The following is a 17,390-nucleotide window of genomic DNA, read 5'->3' on the forward strand; positions in this document are numbered from 1 at the left end:
GGGTGAGACCCTAGTAGAGGAAGAAGGGCGCGGTGGGGTTGCCCGGGCGCACCCCGGCGGGCGGCGGGGTGACGTCCTGGACCTGGTCCCGCACGATCCGCTCGAACGGGTTGCTGCGGTACGCGACGCCGTTGGCCTCGTACATGAACGAGCCCGCGTACGGGGAGAGCGGCATCGTCGGGTACGCGGCCACGTGGCTCACCTCGGCTCCGGCGTCCTCCCGCAGCGGGGTCTCCAGGGCGCCGTCCACGCTGACGTCGTAGATCGCCGGTCGACCCGCCGAGCCGGCCACCAGCAGCCGGTTCTCCGCGCCCCAGTCGACCGCCGTCGGCCGGGTCAACGAGGTGACCAGTCGCCGCGTCGGGCCGACCGTGGGCACGCCGCCCTCCCAGCTGATCGCCGCCACGTGCAGCGCACCGTCGACGATCAGGGCGACCCGGTGCCCGTCCAGCGCCGCCGCGACCCCGCCGACCTGACCCGGCAGGCCCAGTTGCACCGGCCGCAGTGCCGCCTGGTCGTCGAAGCGGTAGAGCCGGTTGTCGGCGACCACCAGCCCGTACGGGCGGCCGTGGTCGCTGCGGAGCCACACCGGACGGCTGATCGCGGTGTGGCCACGGGCCGGTTCGGTCACGAAGTTCTCCACCACGTCCCGGCCCCGCCCGACGCTGAGTCGCTGTCGGCCGTCCGCGCCGGTCACCACCAGGGCGGCCAGCACGTCGGGGCCGGCCCGCCGCAGCCCGGCGGAGACGATGTCGCGGTTCGACTCGGCGGCCACCGGGACCGGCCGGTTCGACTCGCTGGTGACGGCCAGCCCGTGGATCGCTCCGTCGTAGACGCAGTACCGGGCGGTGCCGTCGAGTGTGTAGAGCGGGTTCGACGATCGCTGTCCGCCCAGGTCGACGACCTTGCGGGACTGGTTCAGGATCTTGATCTCGACGGTGCCGTCCAGCTCCGGCAGGGACCAGGCCAGTTGGGTGGCGAGCTGTTCCAGACGCCCCTCGTCGGCACCGGGCATGTCGAGGTTGACCTCCCACCGGCCGTCCGCGCCGGTGGCATTGTTGATCATCTCGGTGCGGTCGGGCAGGCCGGAGGCGCCGGCCCGCAGCCACTCCGAAGGCCCTGCGGTCAACCAGCGGACCACCTCGCTGACCCGGCGTTCGGCGGGCACCACCGAGGAGAGGTACCGCTGGTCGGGCACGAGCCGGGTGCGGTCGGAGTTCCAGAAGTAGATGGACTGGGCCTGGTAGTAGCGGCGCAGGGCCTCGTCGCTGAGCAGCAGCACGTTGGGCGGGTCGCTGACATAGAAGCCGGCGTCGTCCTGGCCTGCCGGACCGGCGCTGATCAGCCGGAACTCGTAGGTCGACTCGGTGGCCAACGGCGGCACCAGCATGCCGTTGGCCCGCAGCAGGCCGACCTGCTGGACGGTGATGGTGACCTTCATGCTGTCGACGTCCGGCTCGATCACCGGATCGTCGGTCAGGCGGACCACCGACAGGGCCACCTCGCTGCCCTGCCGCTCCTGCAGGCTGGGCTTGTCGGCCGCCGCGATGAATTGCTTGACCCGCTCGTACGCCCGGTCCGGCTCGCCTGCGGCGGCGGCCAGGAAGTTGCGGACGAACGCCTCGGCGTCGCTCCCGCTGGCCGTCCGGGTCGGCGGCTCGCTGCCCCGTCCCAGCGACCAGCTCGCCTCGGCCGCCGGCCCACGCTGCTCGACCTGCACCTCGGAGTGATCCGGGATGCCGCAACCCGCGGTGAGGGCCAGCGCCAGGACGACGCCGAACACGGCACCGCTGACCCGACGCCTCACGACCCCACCTCCGCGCGCTGCTCGGGCACGGTCGGGGTGGCACCGCCACCGGCCGCCGGTGTGACGGTGAGCCCACCGGCCGGCCCCGGGCCGATGGCCAGCAGGCTTCCGGCGGGGGCACCGCCGAACGGCAGCGTCGCGTCGGCCGGCACCAGGCGCAGCGGCGAGGTGGTCAGCCGGTCACCGGCCCGCGCCGGCAGGGTGAGCCGGAACTGGGCACCCTGCCCGGGTGCGCCCCACGCCTCCAGCCAGCCGCCGTGCAGCCGGGCGTCCTCCAGGCTGATCGACAGCCCCAGCCCGGTGCCACCGGTCTGCCGGGCCCGCGACGGGTCGGCCCGCCAGAACCGGTTGAACACCAGCTTCTCCTCGCCGGGCTTGAGCCCGACGCCGTGGTCCCGGACGGTGAGCGCCACGGCGGTCTCGTCCATCCCCAGCGTGATCCGCACCGGCCGGCCCTCACCGTGCTCCACGGCGTTGCCGACCAGGTTGCGCAGCACCCGCTCGACCCGGCGCGGGTCGATCTCGGCGATCACCGGGGCGGACGGCACGTCCAACTCGATCGTCACCCCGACCCGCTCGGCCAGCCCGGAGAGCCGGTCCACCACCCGGTGCACCACCGGCACCAGGTCGGTCGGCTCGGAGTCGAGCACCGCGAAACCGGCGTCGAACCGGCTGATCTCCAGCAGGTCGGTCAGCAGCTCCTCGAACCGGTCCAGCTCGGCCTGGAGCAGCTCGGCGCTGCGGGCCACCGCCGGGTCGAACTCGTCGCGCTCGGCGAAGATCAGGTCGGCGGCCATCCGGACCGTGGTCAGCGGCGTCCGCAGCTCGTGCGAGACGTCCGAGGTGAACCGGCGTTGCAGCCGGGACATCTCCTCCAGCCGCAGGATCTGTCGTTGCAGGTTGGTGGCCATCTGGTTGAACGAGGCGGCGAGCAGGGCCAGGTCGTCCTCGCCGTTGACCGCCATCCGCTGGTCGAGCAGGCCGGCGGAGAGCCGCTGGGCGGTCCGGGCGGCGACCCGCACCGGCAGCACCACGAGCCGGGTCACCAGCGCGGCGAGCACGCCGAGCAGCAGCACCAGGGCGACCCCGGTGGCGACCACGGTGGCCCGGGCCTGACCGGACGTCACGTCCTGCACCGTCAGCGGCACGAAGTAGTAGAGCTCCACCTGGCCGAACTGGGTCGGCACCGGCGTGCCGTAGACCAGGTACTTCGTGTTGTCGTCGCTGGTGAGCCGCCCGGTGACGATCTGGTTGGCCACGTTGCCATCGGTGACCGCGGCCCGCAGCTCGGGGCTGATCAGCGGCCGGACGTTCACCGACGGCGACGTGCGGGGCTCGATCACCCCGGGGTAGCTGTCCGCGGTGAGGGCCACCACGACGCCGCTGTTCTGCTGGGGGTCACCGCCGGCCAGGTAGTTGACCGTGCCGTCGATGGTCTCCTGGAGCTGGGCCTCCTGCGGCTGACCGTAGAGACTGAACTGCTTGGCCGCGTACTCGGCGCCGTTCGTCAGCCGGAGCTGGACGTCGGTCTTGGCGTTGTCCAGCAGGATGTTGGTGATCTTGTCGGCGATGAGGAACGCGAACCCGCCCACCAGCAGGCTGGAGACCACCAGGGTGATGGTCACCACCCGGACCTGCAACGAGCGCCGCCAGGTCTGGTGCAGCCCGGCGACGAGCCGGGCCGCCCGGCCGCTGAGCCCACGCCACAACTCCCACGCGGCACCTCGCCGGTGGGACGTCGTGTCAAGATCCGGTAGCGGGGAGTTGGTCACAGTGCGACCAGGCTATCCGGTACCCGCCTTGTAACCCACGCCGCGCACGGTGAGGATGATTTCCGGGCGCTCCGGATCCGGTTCGATCTTGGCACGCAGCCGCTGCACGTGCACGTTCACCAACCTGGTGTCCGCCGCGTGCCGGTATCCCCACACCTGCTCCAGCAGCACCTCGCGGGTGAAGACCTGGCGCGGCTTGCGGGCGAGCGCGACCAGCAGGTCGAACTCCAGCGGCGTCAGCTTCACCTCCTCGTCGTTGCGGCTGACGGTGTGCGCCGGCACGTCGATGGAGATCTGGTTGCCGGGCGGACCGATGGTGAGCATCTCCGGCGCCGCGTCCTCGCCCCGCCGCAGCCGCGCCCGCATCCGGGCGACAAGCTCCTTGGGCTTGAACGGCTTCACCACGTAGTCGTCCGCCCCGGACTCCAGGCCGAGCACGACGTCGACCGTGTCGCTCTTGGCGGTGAGCATGACGATCGGTACGCCGGATTCGGCCCGGATGGCCCGCGCCACGTCGATTCCGCTCATTCCGGGCAACATGAGGTCGAGCAGGACGATATCGGGCCGGTTGTCGCGGAACGCGGCCAACGCCCGTTCCCCGTCCGCCACGAAGGACGGCATGAAGCCTTCACTGCGCAGCACGATGCCGAGCATCTCGGCGAGCGCAGGATCGTCGTCGACCACCAGTACCCGGGCTCTCATGGGGTTAATGTTTCCATCCCGTCAGTTCGGTGGACTCGGCGTCACCCGGCACGCTACTGCCGGAGTACACGCAGTGCCCAGCACCGGCCGGTTGCACCGCTCGCGCGAGCCACCCCGGGCCGGGCCTGCACCCGGGCGGACCGCGCGTGTCAACATGATCCCCGGGTGCGCCGCCGCGCGCCACCATCCACGCCTCCCAGGAGTACGCGTGCCCGAAGCAGGCCCCATCGCCGTGCTCCCCGGCCGCCCGCTCACCGTCGGTGAACTCCTCGACTCCGCCGTGCTCCTGCTACGCCACCACGCCCCGACGCTGCTCCCCCTCGCCGCCGTACTCGCCGTCGGCGAGCAGTTCCTCCTGCTGCCCCTGCGTACCGCCCTCGGTGTCGGCCCACCACTGTGGTGGCTGCCGAACCTCAACAATCTCGGCGGGTTCTGGCTGCTGCTCGCGCTCGGCGCGGCGACCGAGGCGATGATCGTCGTGCTGCTCGGCAACCCGGCCGCCCGGGCCGCCGGCGGCGCGCTGCTCGGTCACCGCCGCACCGCCCGGCACCTGGTACGCCCGACCGGTGGCCGGTGGGGCGCGACCCTGCCGCTCGCCCTGCTGGTGGGCGCCGCGATGCTGTTCCTGGCCCTGCTCGGCCCGGCGTGGTTCGTCGGATGGGCCCTGCTCGGCGCGGTGGCCCCCGCCCTCGTGCTCGACCGGGTCACACCACCGCGTGCCCTCACCCGCTCCGCCTCGCTCGCCCTGCGGATCGAGGGTCGCGCCGCCGCCCTGCGGACCCTCGGCTACCTGGTCTGGTGGATACTCCGGGTCGGTCTCGGCTGGGGCATGTTCCTCGGGCTCTCCTCCCTCGGCCTGATCGAGGGTGAGGGCGCCCTGGTCGTCGCCGCGACCCTGCTCTGGGCCGCGGTCAACACCGTCGCGTACGCCGCACTGGCGTGTCTGGACGCCGTCCTCCACCTGGAGACCCGGATCCGCACCGAGGGGCTGGACATCCACCTGTCCCGGGTACCGGCCGACGCGGCACCGGCAGCCCTGGCGGTGCGCGGATGAACCCGAGCCGATGGTGGACCGAGACCACGGCGGCACTCGGCGACCTTGTCCCGCTGCCGCTGGCCGCACTGGCGCTGGCACTGGTCACGGCCCTGGTCGCGGCCGGCTGGTACACCTTCCCGCGCTGGGTGCCCCGGCGGATTCCCCGACTGCGTCGCCGTACCCGCAACCGGCCGGAGCGCGTCGAGACCGTGAGTGCGGCACCCGCGCCCGCCGTCGTCGACGTGCCGCCCTCGGCCGTGTCGCCGGTGGCCGCGTCCGACCTGGCCGACCGGCTCTCCGCCGACGGCCGCTACGCCGAGGCCGTCCGGGAACGACTGCGGGCCATGCTCCACGACCTCACCGACCGGCGCGTGATCTGGATCCGGCCGGGCATGACCGTCGGCGAGGTCGTCACCGCCGCCAGCGCCAACCGCCCGCCCGTCGGCCCGCCGCTCGCCGCCGCGGCGGACATCTTCTCCGAACTCTGGTACGCCCAACGCGGCGCCACCGTCGACCACGACCACCGGATGCGCGAGCACGCCGACCGGCTGCGCCACGTGCTCGCCACCGACGAGTCGGCGGAGGTCACGTGGTGACGCCCCGGGCCACCCGTCGCCGGCACCGGGTGGTGATCCCGGTCGTCCTCGCCGCGCTGCTGTTCACCGTCACCCTGGTCAGTCGCGAGTTCGACCAGCCCGACCAGACCGACCCGGGCTTCCTCTCGCCGGTGTCCACCGCGGACGACGGCGGCAGCCGGCTCGCGGCCAGCCTGACCCGCAACGGCGTGGTGGTGCAGCGGGAGACCGAGACCGTGCAGGCACTACGGGCCACCCGGGGCACGCCGGCCACCCTGTTCGTCCCGGCACCCGAGCTGCTGCACCCGCGTACCGTCGACGACCTCGGCCTGCTGCCCGCCGGCACCCGCCTGGTGCTGGTCGACCCGCCCCGGCGGGTGCTGGACGCCGCCGGGCTGCCGATCCGGCCCGCCGCCCGGCGGTGGGCGGCGCGGGCGGTCGCCCCGCACCACGACGGGCGGCCCTGCCCGCTGGCCGCGATGGCCGGCGTCGGCACCGCCGCCGTCACCCGGGCGCGGTACGCGCCCACCGGGGCCGTGGAACCCGTCGAGCTCTGCTTCTCCGCCGGCCTGGCCCGGTTGCCGGGCCCCAGCGAGAGCCTGGTGGTGGGTGCCAGCGACCCGTTCCGCAACAGCCGCATCGACGAGTGGGACAACCACGCCTTCGCCACCGGCCTGCTCGCCGGCACCGGCCGGGTGGTCTGGCTCGACCTGGACGGTCCCGCGCCACCACCGCCCGAGCCGCCGCCGGGCCCGGCCTCCCCGCCACCGGACCCGACCGACTCCGGGTACGGCGAGCCCGAGGGCGACGCGGACGTGGGCACCGCCGACGGCGAGGGGAACGCCTCCGGTGACCGGTCCGGGCGGGACGCCTCCGGACCGGGCCGCTCCGGCCAGGACGACTCGACCAACCCGCTCTGGTCCGCCTTCCCGCCCTGGTTCTGGGCGCTGCTGCTGCAACTGCTCCTGGCCGCCCTGCTCGTCGGTGTCTGGCGAGCCCGGCGACTCGGACCGCCGACGCCGGAGCCGTTGCCGGTGACCGTCCCCGCCGCCGAGACGGTGCGCGGACGAGCCCGCCTCTATCAGCGGGCGCAGGCTCACGAGAGCGCCGCCGAGACGCTGCGGGCCGCCGCCCGGACCCGGTTGGCCCGCCGGCTGCACCTGCCCGCCGACACCGGGCACGAGGGCGTGGCCGCCGCCGTGTCGGCCCGTACCGGCGCTCCCCGGGAGATCGTCGACCGCCTGCTGCACGGTCCGCCGCCCACCACCGACCAGGACCTGCTGGACCTGGCCACCGGCCTGGACCGGGCGGCCCGCACCGACGACGCCGATCCGGCCCGGCCTCGACCGTCACCCCCCGTACCGCAGCCCCGATCCGAAGGAGACCCCCGGTGACCCGACCCGCCACCACCGCCGACCCGCTCGCCGCCGACCCCGCCCGGGCCGCGCTGCACCGGTTGCGCGCCGAGGTGGCCAAGGCGGTCGTCGGGCAGGACGCCGTCGTCGCCGGCCTCGTCGTCGCGCTGCTCTGCCGGGGCCACGTCCTGCTGGAGGGCGTACCGGGGGTGGCCAAGACGCTGCTGGTGCGTACGCTGGCCGCCGCGTTGGACCTCACGGCCCGGCGGGTGCAGTTCACCCCGGACCTGATGCCCGGCGACGTCACCGGCTCGATGGTCTTCGACTCGCGGACCGCGGCGTTCACCTTCCGCGAAGGACCGGTCTTCACCAACCTGCTGCTCGCCGACGAGATCAACCGGACCCCGCCGAAGACCCAGTCCGCGCTGCTCGAAGTGATGGAGGAACGGCAGGTCACCGTCGAGGGCGAGCGCCGTGGCCTACCCGACCCGTTCATCGTCGTCGCCACCCAGAACCCGGTGGAGTACGAGGGCACCTATCCGCTGCCGGAAGCCCAGCTGGACCGTTTCCTGCTCAAGCTGACCGTGCCGCTGCCCAACCGGGACGAGGAGTTGGGGGTGCTCCGCGCCCACCATGCCGGCTTCGACCCGGGCGACCTGGCCGGCGTCGGTGTGGGCCCGGTGGCCGGTGCCGCCGACCTCGCCACGGCCCGCGCGGCGGTGAGCCGGGTGCACGTCGCCGAGCCGCTGCTCGGGTACATCGTCGACCTGTGCCGGGCCACCCGGGCCGTACCCGCGCTGGAACTGGGCGCCTCGCCCCGTGGCGCCACCGGTCTGCTCGGCGCCGCCAAGGCGTGGGCCTGGCTCAGCGGCCGCGACCACGTGGTGCCCGACGACGTCAAGGCGATGGCCCGGCCCACCCTGCGGCACCGGCTCCGGCTGCGCCCCGAGGCGGAACTGGAGGGTGTCGCGGTCGACGCCGTACTGGACACGGTGCTGGCCACCGTGCCGACCCCGCGATGACCTGGCGGGCGGCGGCGCTGCTCGCGGTGGGCGCGCTGACCCTGCCGCTGTGGCCGGCTCCCTTCGTCGGGGTGGCGGTGATGGTCGGTGCGGTCCTGCTGCTGCTCGTCGTGGATCTCGCGCTCGCCGCGCCGCTACGGTCGCTCACCGCCTCGCGGGAGGGCGAACGGTCCGTCCGACTCGGCGGGACCGCCACCGTCGTCCTGCACCTGGGCAATCCCTCCGGTCGGCCGCTGCGCGCCCAGGTCCGCGACGCCTGGGTGCCGTCGGCCGGGGCCCGGCCCGACGTGCCGTCGAACCGGGTGGTGCAGGTCGCCCCCGGCACGGTGGTGGCGCTGCCCAGCCGGCTGACCCCGACCCGCCGGGGTGACCGGCCCGCCGTGACGCTCACGGTCCGCTCGCTCGGGCCGCTCGGGCTGGCGTTCCGGCAGTGGAGCGGTCGACCGGTGACACCGCCGTGGACCCTGCGGGTGCTGCCCCGCTTCGACTCGCGGCGGCACCTGCCCGAGAAGCTGGCCCGGCTGCGGGTCATCGACGGCCGCCAGGTCGGCCGGGGACGCGGCGCGGGCACCGAGTTCGACACGCTGCGCGAGTACGTGCCCGGCGACGACGTGCGGTCCGTCGACTGGCGGGCCACCGCCCGCCGGGGCGAGGTGCTGGTCCGGACCTGGCGCCCCGAGCGGGACCGACGGGTGGTCTGCGTGCTGGACACCGGACGGACGTCGGCGGTGCGCCTCGGGGACGAGCCTCGGCTGGACACCTCGATCGAGGCGGCGCTGCTGCTCGCCGCACTGGCCACCCGGGCCGGTGACCGGGTCGACGTGTTCGCCGCCGACGCCGTGCCCCGGGCGTCGGTCAGCGGCGCCGAACGACCGGCGCAGTGGAGCCGACTGGCGCACGCGCTGGCGCCGCTGCAACCCGCCCTGGTGGAGACCGACTTCCGTCTGATCGCGGGCGAGCTGCTGCGCCGGCACCGTCCACGCAGCCTGGTCGTCCTGCTCACCGCGCTGGAGCCCGGCGCCCTCGGCGAGGGTCTGCTGCCGGTGCTGCCCCGGCTGGCCGCCCGGCACCGGGTGGTGGTGGCAGCAGCCCAGGACCCGGTGCTCGCCACGCTCACCACCGGGCCGCCCCGGCAGGTCGAGGACGCCTACACGGCCGCCGCCGCCTGGCGCACGCTCGCCGAACGTGACCGACTCACGGCCGCCCTGACCGGCCACGACGTCACCGTCATCGACGCTCCCGCGCCACAGCTCGCCGCCGCGCTGACCGACGCCTACCTGCGGCTCAAGTTCACCGGCCAACTCTGATCCGCCCGGCAACCGCCGACGAGCGCCTCAGTGCTGCACGGCAGGAGAATCGCCAGCGGCGCCCCTGGTCCGGGAGCCGAGCACGAAGACGTACGTGAGGAAGGCGAGCCAGGCGGTGGCGCCGACGGCGATACGCAGAGCCGTCGGCACCGGGGCGGGGGTGACGAAGGCTTCGATCAGCGCCGAGATCGCGAAGACCACCACCAGGCCGAGGGCGACCACGACGCCGTCGCGACCCGCCCGGGCCACCGCCTGTCCCCGGGTGAGCTGCTCCGGCGGCGCGATCCACGCCCACCCGAGACGCAACCCGACTCCGGCGGCCACGAACACCCCGGTCAGTTCCAGCAGCCCGTGCGGGGTGATCAGGCCGAAGAAGACGTCCCCCCGGCCGTACCCGACCATGACGCCGCCGACCACGCCGATGTTCACCACGTTCTGCCACAGCAGATACACCACCGGGACGACCAGCACACCCGCCGCCAGGCACTTGGCGGCCAGCCAGGCGTTGTGCGTCCAGAGGTGGAAGGCGAAGGTCGGCGCGGAGAACTCGGTGTAGTAGCCGGCGAAGCCGGACTCGACCAGGTGGGCGGCCTCCGCCTCGCCGACGAACGCCGCCGCCGTCTCCGGATTGTCCGCCACGAACCCGATCAGGGTGAAGGTGAGCAGCGTGAAGGCGGTCGCCACCGCGCACCACCAGGGTGCCGCGCGCCAGACCGCACCGGGGAAGTCCACCAGCACGAACCGCCGGACGATCGCCCACGAGGGACGCGGCCGGTCGGTGAGGCGCGCCCGCGCCCGGAGCACCACCTGGGAGAGCTGACCGACCAGGGCCGGATCGGGCGAGCGACTGCGCAGCATGGAGAGCTGGGTGGTGGCCCGCTGGTAGAGCGCGACCAGTTCGTCGACCTCGTCGACGGTCAGTCGTCGGCGGCCGGAGAGCTGGTCCAGCCGGCGCCACTCCCCGCCGTGCTCGGCGACGTACGCGTCGAGATCCACCGTCCACCCCCGTCCGCGCGATCATAGTGTTCACTGTGCGGGTGAGCACAGCAGCATCGCGACCGTGGAACGCCCCGGCCTGGGGCGACGCCGAGCTGGTCAGCGGTGAGGCGGTGGAGCTGGACGTACGGGCCGCCCGGATCGGCTCGCGGGTGCTCGCGCTGCTGCTCGACGTGCTGATCCAACTGCTGTTCGGCCTGCTGCTGGCCGCCATCGTCGGATTGGGTCTGGCCGCCCTGCCGCACGGCGCGATCGACGCGGCCACCGAACGGGCGCTGCTCACCATCGGGGTGGTGCTGCTGCTGGTGGGCTACCCGGTGCTGTTCGAGCAGCTCCACCACGGCCGGACCCCCGGCAAGGCGGCGGTGGGGTTGCGGGTGGTGAGCGTCGACGGCGCCCCGGTCGGGCTGCGCCAGTCGTTGGCCCGGGCGCTGGTCGGGGTGGCCGTCGAGTGGCCCGGTCTGGTGCTGCCGCTGCTGTCCTGGGTGGCCGGGGTCACGGTGATGCTCAGCGACACCCGGGGGCGGCGTCTCGGTGACCTGGTGGCGGGCACCCTGGTCGTGCACACCCGCACCGCGACGTCCTGGCGTCCGGTCCCGGCCACCGTGCCGGCGTTGCGGGAGTGGACGTACACCCTGGACCTGAGCCGGCTCGATCCGAAGCTGGCGCTGGCCACCCGGCAGTACCTGGCCCGGGCCCACCTGTTCACCGGTGCGGCCTCCGACGACCTGGCGTCGCGGCTGTGGCGGGAGGTCGCCACGGTGATCGCCCCGCCGCCACCGGGCGGATTGCCGGCGGCGGTCTACCTGGCCGCCGTGCTCGGTGAACGGCACCGGCGGGCCCGGCACCGGCTGGCCGAGGAACGGGTGCTCACCGCCGCACTCTGGCCCCGGCTCGGCCTGCTGCCGCACGCCGACCGGCCGGACGGCCCGGTGAGCGCGCCGCTCGGCGTACCGTGGCCACGGCCCGCCGTCCCCGGGCATCCGGGCGCCGTCCCGCCGGAACCGCCGCGAGCGCCGGTGCCGACCCAGAACCGGCCGGCGGTACGACCGTCCACGCTCGTCGAGTCCGACCAGACGCCGGTGCCCGGTGTCCAGGGCACACCCGGGAGGACCTGATGAGGGGTCTGTTGCCGTGGCTGGCCGTGCTCGGGCTGGTGCTGCTGCTCAGCGCACTGCGTCTGCGCAGCCTGGCAGCGGTGGTCTCGCTGACCTGGTTGGCCTGGTGCGTCTGGACCTGGGTCCGGCCCACCCGCCGCCAGAACCCGCCCCGCTGACCCACGTGCCGCGCCGACTCGGCTGGCCGTGGGGCCGCCGGCCCCGTTGACCCGGCCTGGAGACGAACGACCGGGCCGGGCCGACCTGAGGTCGATCCGGCCCGGTACGCGTCGGTCAGTAGCGGTAGTGGTCCGGCTTGAACGGGCCCTCCTGGCTGATGCCGAGGTACTCGGCCTGCACCTTGGTGAGCGTGGTCAGCTTGGCGCCGAGCGCGCCCAGGTGCAGCCGCGCGACCTTCTCGTCCAGGTGCTTGGGCAGCACGTACACGCCGATCGGGTACTCGTCGGTCTTGGTGAACAGCTCGATCTGGGCGATCGTCTGGTTGGCGAACGAGTTCGACATCACGAAGCTCGGGTGACCGGTGGCGTTGCCCAGGTTCAGCAGACGACCCTCGGAGAGCACGATGATCGAGTGCCCGTCGTCGAACGTCCAGAGGTCGACCTGCGGCTTGATGTTCTCCCGGGTGACGTCCGAGCGCTTGGCCAGACCGGCCATGTCGATCTCGTTGTCGAAGTGACCGATGTTGCCGACGATGGCCTGGTGCTTCATCCGGGCCATGTGCTCGTTGGTGATCACGTCGAAGCAACCGGTGGCGGTGATGAAGATGTCCGCCTGCTCGACGACGTCCTCCAGGGTGGCGACCTGGTAGCCGTCCATCGCCGCCTGGAGCGCGCAGATCGGGTCGACCTCGGTCACCACGACCCGGGCGCCCTGGCCGCGCAGCGACTCGGCGCAGCCCTTGCCCACGTCGCCGTAGCCGAGCACGACCGCCATCTTGCCGCCGATCAGCACGTCGGTGGCGCGGTTGATGCCGTCGATGAGCGAGTGGCGGCAGCCGTACTTGTTGTCGAACTTGCTCTTGGTCACCGAGTCGTTGACGTTGATGGCCGGGAAGAGCAGCGTGCCGTTGCGGTGCATCTCGTAGAGCCGGTGCACACCGGTGGTGGTCTCCTCGGTCACGCCCTTGATGTCGGCCGCGATCCGGGTCCAGCGTCCGCCGTCCTCGGCGATCGTCCGGTGCAGCAGGCCGAGGATGACCGCGTACTCCTCGGAGTCGGCGGACTCGACCGGCGGCACCGCGCCGGCCTTGGAGAACTCGGCACCCTTGTGCACCAGCAGGGTGGCGTCGCCGCCGTCGTCGAGGATCATGTTGGGCCCGTGCCCGTCCGGCCAGGCCAGCACCTGCTCGGTGCACCACCAGTACTCCTCCAGCGTCTCGCCCTTCCAGGCGTAGACCGGGACACCGGAGGGTGCGTCGGGGGTGCCGTCCGGGCCGACCACGATCGCGGCGGCGGCGTGGTCCTGGGTGGAGAAGATGTTGCAGGACGCCCAGCGGACCTGCGCGCCGAGCGCGACCAGGGTCTCGATGAGGACGGCGGTCTGGATCGTCATGTGCAGCGAGCCGGTGATCCGGGCGCCCGCGAGCGGCTGCGCCTCGGCGAACTCACGACGGATCGCCATCAGGCCGGGCATCTCGTGCTCCGCGAGACGGATCTCCTTGCGCCCGAACTCGGCGAGCGACAGGTCTGCCACCTTGTAGTCGCCCTCGGCGAGGGTACGCGGGCGGGCCTCGGACGACGTTCCGCTGCCGGACGCCGGGAGGGTGCTGGTCATGAATGCTCCTGTCGGACGATGTGCTGCGCAACCACCAACCTTACGCGCGCTGTCCGCTGCGGGACGGCCTGGTTGCGGACAGCACACGGGGCGGTCGGTCGTGGACGTGTGCCGCCCAGTCCCGCCCGCCCCGTGCATCCCCCCGGTTTGGTTCCCCCGCGCGTTCTCGGACCTTCGTCGCGATAACGCTGCGCACCCATAGAGTCACACTGCGCTAGACGCGAGTCAAGCGATTTCGGGAAAGTCGGACTTGCCGTTTCAGCGGGATGCGCGGATCCTGGACTGCCGAGATCAGAGTGAGCCGGTCGAGGCGACGTAGACCTCGCCCGCGCCGCGCACCGTCAGCGCACCACCGTCGGCCGGCCCCACCGCGGCCCGCCCACGACCCAGCGTCACCGGCGCGACGGCGTCGGCCACGGTGACCTCCCCGATGGTGCAGAGCAAGACGCGCGGCCCCGGCACGGTGAGCGTCACCCCGGGCCGGTCGCCCCGCACGGTCACCCGGTGCAACGCGAAGTCCGGCACCGGCACCGGCCAGGTCACCACCCCGTCGGAGACCGGTCGTGACGGCACCACCGGCTCGTCCAGCACCTCGAACCGGAGCACCCGCAGCAGTTCGGCCACGTCGACGTGCTTGCGGGTGAGACCACCACGCAGCACGTTGTCACTGGCCGCCATCACCTCCACGCCGGTGCCCCGCAGGTAGGCGTGCAGATTGCCGGCCGGCATCCAGATCGCCTCGCCCTCGGCCAGGCGTACCCGGTTCAGCAGCAGCGCGACCAGCACCCCCGGGTCGGCCGGATAGGTCTGCGCCAGCATCGCCACCAGGTCGGCGTCGGGGCCAGTCACCGCCGCCGTCCGGGCCGCCGTCACCAGCGCCTCCCGCTCCGCCTCCGGCCAGGTCAACAGCGTGCGGACCGCCTCGGCCAGGCCCGCCGGCCCGGCACTCAACGCGTCCAGCACCGGCCGCAGCTCCGGTACGCCCAACCCGGCCAGCACCTTCGCCGAGACCGCCGGGTCCCGGAACCCGCACAACGCCTCCATCGGCCCGAGCGCCACCAGCAACTCCGGCTTGTGGAACGGGTCGACGTAGTTGCGCACCCCATCGGCCTGGGCGTACTCGGCGGCATAACCGGCCCGGGCCTGCTCCGCGTCCGGGTGCGCCTGAAGGCTGAGCGGTGCCTCCGCCGCCAGCACCTTGAGCAGGAACGGCAGGCGTACGCCGAACCGGTCGATCGCCGGCTGGCCGAGCCACCGGCCCGGGTCGACGGTGAGCACGTCGATCAACGTCGCCGGACCGTCCGCCCGCGACACGGTGGCCGGCGCGCCCGGATGCGCGCCCAGCCACAGCTCTGCCTCCGGCCCGTCGCTGGGCACCGGCCGCCCCTGGAGTGCGGCGATCGCCGAGCGGGAGCCCCAGGCGTAGTCCTTGATCGGTCCGTGCAGCAGTTCCACCGGTCAGCTCTCCCGTCGACCGGACGCCTCCGCCGGCCCCGCATCCGCGTGATACACGTCCGGCTCCAGATAGATCACCCGGGCCACCGGCACGGCGGCCCGGATCCGGGCCTCCACCGCGTCGATGTTCCGAGCCACCTCCTCGGCGGTCTCGCAGCGCGCCACCGCGACCTTCGCGGCCACCAACAACTCCTCGGGACCGAGGTAGAGGGTCTTCATGTGGATGATCCGCTCCACCTCCGGACCGGCGGTGACCGCCTGCTCGATGGCGGCCACCTCGCTCGGTTCCGCTCCCTCGCCGAGCAGCAGGCTCTTGGTCTCGATCGCCAGCACCACCGCGATGGTCACCAGCAGCAACCCGATCATCGCGGTGCCGGCCGCGTCCCACCGGCCGTCCCCGGTCGCCAGCGTCATACCCACCCCGAACAGGGCGAAGACCAGACCGACCAGCGCGCCGAAGTCCTCCAGCAGCACCACCGGCAGCTCGGGCGCCTTGGAGCGGCGGATGAACCTGGTCCACGACTCCCGTCCCCGGACCAGGTTCGACTCGACGATGGCGGTGCGGAAGGAGAAGGACTCCAGCACGATGGCGACCAGCAGCACCGTCACCGGCACCCACTGCCAACTGGTGATGCCGTGTGGGTCGGACCACTTGTGCCAGGCCTCGTAGAGCGCGAAGAGACCACCGAGGCTGAACAGCACGATCGAGACCAGGAAGGCGTAGACGTAGCGCTCCCGGCCGTAGCCGAAGGGGTGCTGCGGCGTGGCCGCCCGGCGGGCCCGCTTGCCGCCGAGCAGGAGCAGCGCCTGGTTGCCGGTGTCGGCGACCGAGTGGATCGACTCGGCCAGCATCGACGACGAACTGGTCAGCAGGTACGCGACGAACTTCGTCACCGCGATGCCGAGGTTGGCCAGCAGCGCCGCGACGATCGCCCGTGTGCCACCCTGGCTGCTCACGCCCCGGATCTCCCGCGACGTGAGCAGCCGGTGCGAGGAGCCGGGTCACCGGGCCGGCCGGCTCGCTCGCTGCGCTCGCTCACTGGTTGGACAGCTCCTTCATCTCGGTGATCGCCGGCACCGCCATCGGGTCCAGGCCGTGCGCCAGCGCCAGATAGATCGACGCGAAGTCGGGCACCGCCACCAGGGAGGCCAGTCGTTCCAGCGCCGAGCCGCCCTCGGCGGTGACCACGTCGCACCGTACGCCACGTCGCTCGGCGAGGGTCTGCACCGCCTCCGCGCGTCGTTCCTCGACCGCGTGCGGCTCGTCGGTGTCGTCCTCGGCGTTCAGACCCCCGTCGCGCAGCAGGACCAACCGCAGCCGGGTGTCCCCGTCCTCGGCGTCGTCCGGGTCGGCGAAGATGTCCCGGTCCCCCTCCGCGAGGCCGCCGAACACGCCGTCGAGCAGACCGACGCGTCCCCGGCCCGCCTCGCCGAGCGCGCCGGTGACCACCGGGTACCGGGCGTTGGCGGAGAGCGTGTCGCCGAAACGGCGGGCGGCGACCGACGCCAGCGGCGACGATCCCCAGACGATCGGGATCGACCCGGCCAGGCCGAGCGCCAGCGACTTCGCCGGGTTGACGAAGGACTCGGCGGTCGGCCGGCATCGGTCGGCGTCGGCGTCCAGCCGGGCCGCCGTCTCGGCCAGGTCCGCCTCGTTCACCTTGACCAGGCCGAGGGCCCGCGCGGCCATCAGGACCGGCACGGTGAGTCCCCAGAGGCTGGCCCGGGCCGGGGCCCGCCTCGGCACCGGGATGAACGGGGAACGGGCCCGCTCGGCCACCGAGTGCAGGGGCGAGTCCGGTGGGGCCACCGCGACCAGTCGGGCCCCGCGACGGTGGGCGGCCTCGGCCGCGCCGAGCGCCTCGGGGCTGCGCCCGGAGGCGCTGATCGCGATCACCACGTCGGCCGCGCCGACCCAGCCGGGTACGCCCGCGCTGCGGTGCGCGATGACGGGCACCGGACACCGTGGCCCGGCCACGGTGGCCAGCACGTCACCGGTCCGCCCGGCCGTGCCGATGCCGGCGATGACGACCGCCCGGGGTCGTCCGTCGTCGCCGAGGACGCCGAGGTTGGCCTCGGCGGCCAGGGCCGCCGACTCGCGGACCTGTGCGCCGGCCGAGGCGGTGTGCCGCAGCATCCCGCCCGGATCCCGCTCGGCCAGCGCCTGCGGGTCGTCGAGGAGCCGGTCGTCGGCATGGCGGTGGCCGCTGACGCCGGCCGTTCCGTCGATCACGACCGCTCCGCGGGGCCGCGCGCCTCGTCCAGCAGCAGCACCGGCACGTCGTCACGGACCTCGAAGATCCGGCCGCACTCCGTGCAGGTCAGCGTCTGGGCCTGCGCGTCGTAGTCGAGCGGTGCATGGTGTGTGTCCGGGCAGGCGAGGATTTCCAGCAACTGCGGGTCGAGGGCCACTGCGCGGCTCCTTCCACGTATGCGGCTTCACCGATCGACGGTGCCGACCGGCGCGAGCGA

Annotated in this window: 16 protein-coding genes; 7 read left to right on the forward strand and 9 right to left on the reverse strand. The window is 73.4% G+C overall.

What is annotated here, in order from left to right:
- Positions 1-10: 10 nt before the first annotated feature.
- From ABZ738_RS24185 to mtrA, 3 genes are read right to left on the reverse strand one after another with little or no spacing between them, the layout of a single operon-like run.
- On the reverse strand, positions 11-1,807 hold the full coding sequence (locus tag ABZ738_RS24185) for an LpqB family beta-propeller domain-containing protein (RefSeq protein ID WP_357216637.1): 1,797 nt from the start codon (positions 1,805-1,807) through the stop codon (positions 11-13).
- Complete coding sequence (gene mtrB / locus ABZ738_RS24190) at positions 1,804-3,579, reverse strand: MtrAB system histidine kinase MtrB (protein ID WP_131055352.1); 1,776 nt, start codon at positions 3,577-3,579, stop codon at positions 1,804-1,806. The genes ABZ738_RS24185 and mtrB overlap by 4 nt, the downstream gene beginning before the upstream one ends.
- Before the next feature lie 12 nt (positions 3,580-3,591).
- On the reverse strand, positions 3,592-4,281 hold the full coding sequence (gene mtrA, locus ABZ738_RS24195; protein ID WP_131055354.1) for an MtrAB system response regulator MtrA: 690 nt from the start codon (positions 4,279-4,281) through the stop codon (positions 3,592-3,594).
- Positions 4,282-4,489: 208 nt separating this feature from the next.
- On the opposite strand from mtrA, the gene ABZ738_RS24200 reads away from it, so the two are divergent.
- From ABZ738_RS24200 to ABZ738_RS24220, 5 genes are read left to right on the forward strand one after another with little or no spacing between them, the layout of a single operon-like run.
- On the forward strand, positions 4,490-5,335 hold the full coding sequence (locus tag ABZ738_RS24200) for a hypothetical protein (RefSeq protein WP_357216641.1): 846 nt from the start codon (positions 4,490-4,492) through the stop codon (positions 5,333-5,335).
- A complete protein-coding gene (locus ABZ738_RS24205) occupies positions 5,332-5,913 on the forward strand; it encodes a DUF4129 domain-containing protein (RefSeq protein ID WP_357216644.1) in 582 nt (193 codons plus the stop codon). Before ABZ738_RS24200 ends, ABZ738_RS24205 begins: the two co-directional genes overlap by 4 nt.
- Positions 5,907-7,286 (forward strand): DUF4350 domain-containing protein, encoded by a 1,380-nt coding sequence (locus ABZ738_RS24210; protein WP_357216647.1) that lies wholly within the window; start codon positions 5,907-5,909, stop codon positions 7,284-7,286. Before ABZ738_RS24205 ends, ABZ738_RS24210 begins: the two co-directional genes overlap by 7 nt.
- Entirely contained in the window at positions 7,283-8,269 is a 987-nt protein-coding gene (locus ABZ738_RS24215; RefSeq protein WP_176092727.1) for a MoxR family ATPase, read from the forward strand. Before ABZ738_RS24210 ends, ABZ738_RS24215 begins: the two co-directional genes overlap by 4 nt.
- A complete protein-coding gene (locus tag ABZ738_RS24220; RefSeq protein ID WP_357216651.1) occupies positions 8,266-9,576 on the forward strand; it encodes a DUF58 domain-containing protein in 1,311 nt (436 codons plus the stop codon). Before ABZ738_RS24215 ends, ABZ738_RS24220 begins: the two co-directional genes overlap by 4 nt.
- Before the next feature lie 27 nt (positions 9,577-9,603).
- Here the strand turns inward: ABZ738_RS24220 and ABZ738_RS24225 are convergent, their stop codons facing one another.
- Entirely contained in the window at positions 9,604-10,572 is a 969-nt protein-coding gene (locus tag ABZ738_RS24225) for a stage II sporulation protein M (RefSeq protein WP_176092725.1), read from the reverse strand.
- Positions 10,573-10,613: 41 nt separating this feature from the next.
- Here ABZ738_RS24225 and ABZ738_RS24230 point away from each other — a divergent pair, with 41 nt between their 5' ends.
- Positions 10,614-11,690 carry an RDD family protein gene (locus ABZ738_RS24230; RefSeq protein WP_357216654.1) on the forward strand — a complete coding sequence of 359 codons (1,077 nt, stop codon included), beginning with the start codon at positions 10,614-10,616 and terminating at the stop codon, positions 11,688-11,690.
- On the forward strand, positions 11,690-11,848 hold the full coding sequence (locus tag ABZ738_RS24235; protein ID WP_162854366.1) for a hypothetical protein: 159 nt from the start codon (positions 11,690-11,692) through the stop codon (positions 11,846-11,848). The genes ABZ738_RS24230 and ABZ738_RS24235 overlap by 1 nt, the downstream gene beginning before the upstream one ends.
- Positions 11,849-11,963: 115 nt before the next feature.
- Here the strand turns inward: ABZ738_RS24235 and ahcY are convergent, their stop codons facing one another.
- From ahcY to ABZ738_RS24260, 5 genes are all read right to left on the reverse strand, one after another.
- The gene (gene ahcY, locus ABZ738_RS24240) at positions 11,964-13,463 is read right to left on the reverse strand and encodes an adenosylhomocysteinase (protein ID WP_176092724.1); all 1,500 of its coding nucleotides are present in this window, start codon (positions 13,461-13,463) and stop codon (positions 11,964-11,966) included.
- Positions 13,464-13,754: 291 nt separating this feature from the next.
- Complete coding sequence (gene manA, locus ABZ738_RS24245; RefSeq protein WP_131053895.1) at positions 13,755-14,918, reverse strand: mannose-6-phosphate isomerase, class I; 1,164 nt, start codon at positions 14,916-14,918, stop codon at positions 13,755-13,757.
- A gap of 3 nt (positions 14,919-14,921) precedes the next feature.
- Positions 14,922-15,875: a cation diffusion facilitator family transporter gene (locus tag ABZ738_RS24250; RefSeq protein ID WP_131053896.1), complete on the reverse strand. Its 954-nt coding sequence runs from the start codon at positions 15,873-15,875 to the stop codon at positions 14,922-14,924.
- 79 nt (positions 15,876-15,954) lie between these two features.
- Positions 15,955-17,151 carry an SIS domain-containing protein gene (locus tag ABZ738_RS24255; RefSeq protein ID WP_131053897.1) on the reverse strand — a complete coding sequence of 399 codons (1,197 nt, stop codon included), beginning with the start codon at positions 17,149-17,151 and terminating at the stop codon, positions 15,955-15,957.
- Positions 17,148-17,330, reverse strand: coding sequence for a Trm112 family protein (locus ABZ738_RS24260; RefSeq protein ID WP_013731721.1), 183 nt, complete (start codon positions 17,328-17,330; stop codon positions 17,148-17,150). Before ABZ738_RS24260 ends, ABZ738_RS24255 begins: the two co-directional genes overlap by 4 nt.
- Positions 17,331-17,390: the final 60 nt, after the last annotated feature.

Source organism: Micromonospora sp. NPDC047793 (assembly GCF_040642635.1).
In the GTDB taxonomy this organism is placed as follows: Bacteria; Actinomycetota; Actinomycetes; order Mycobacteriales; family Micromonosporaceae; genus Micromonospora.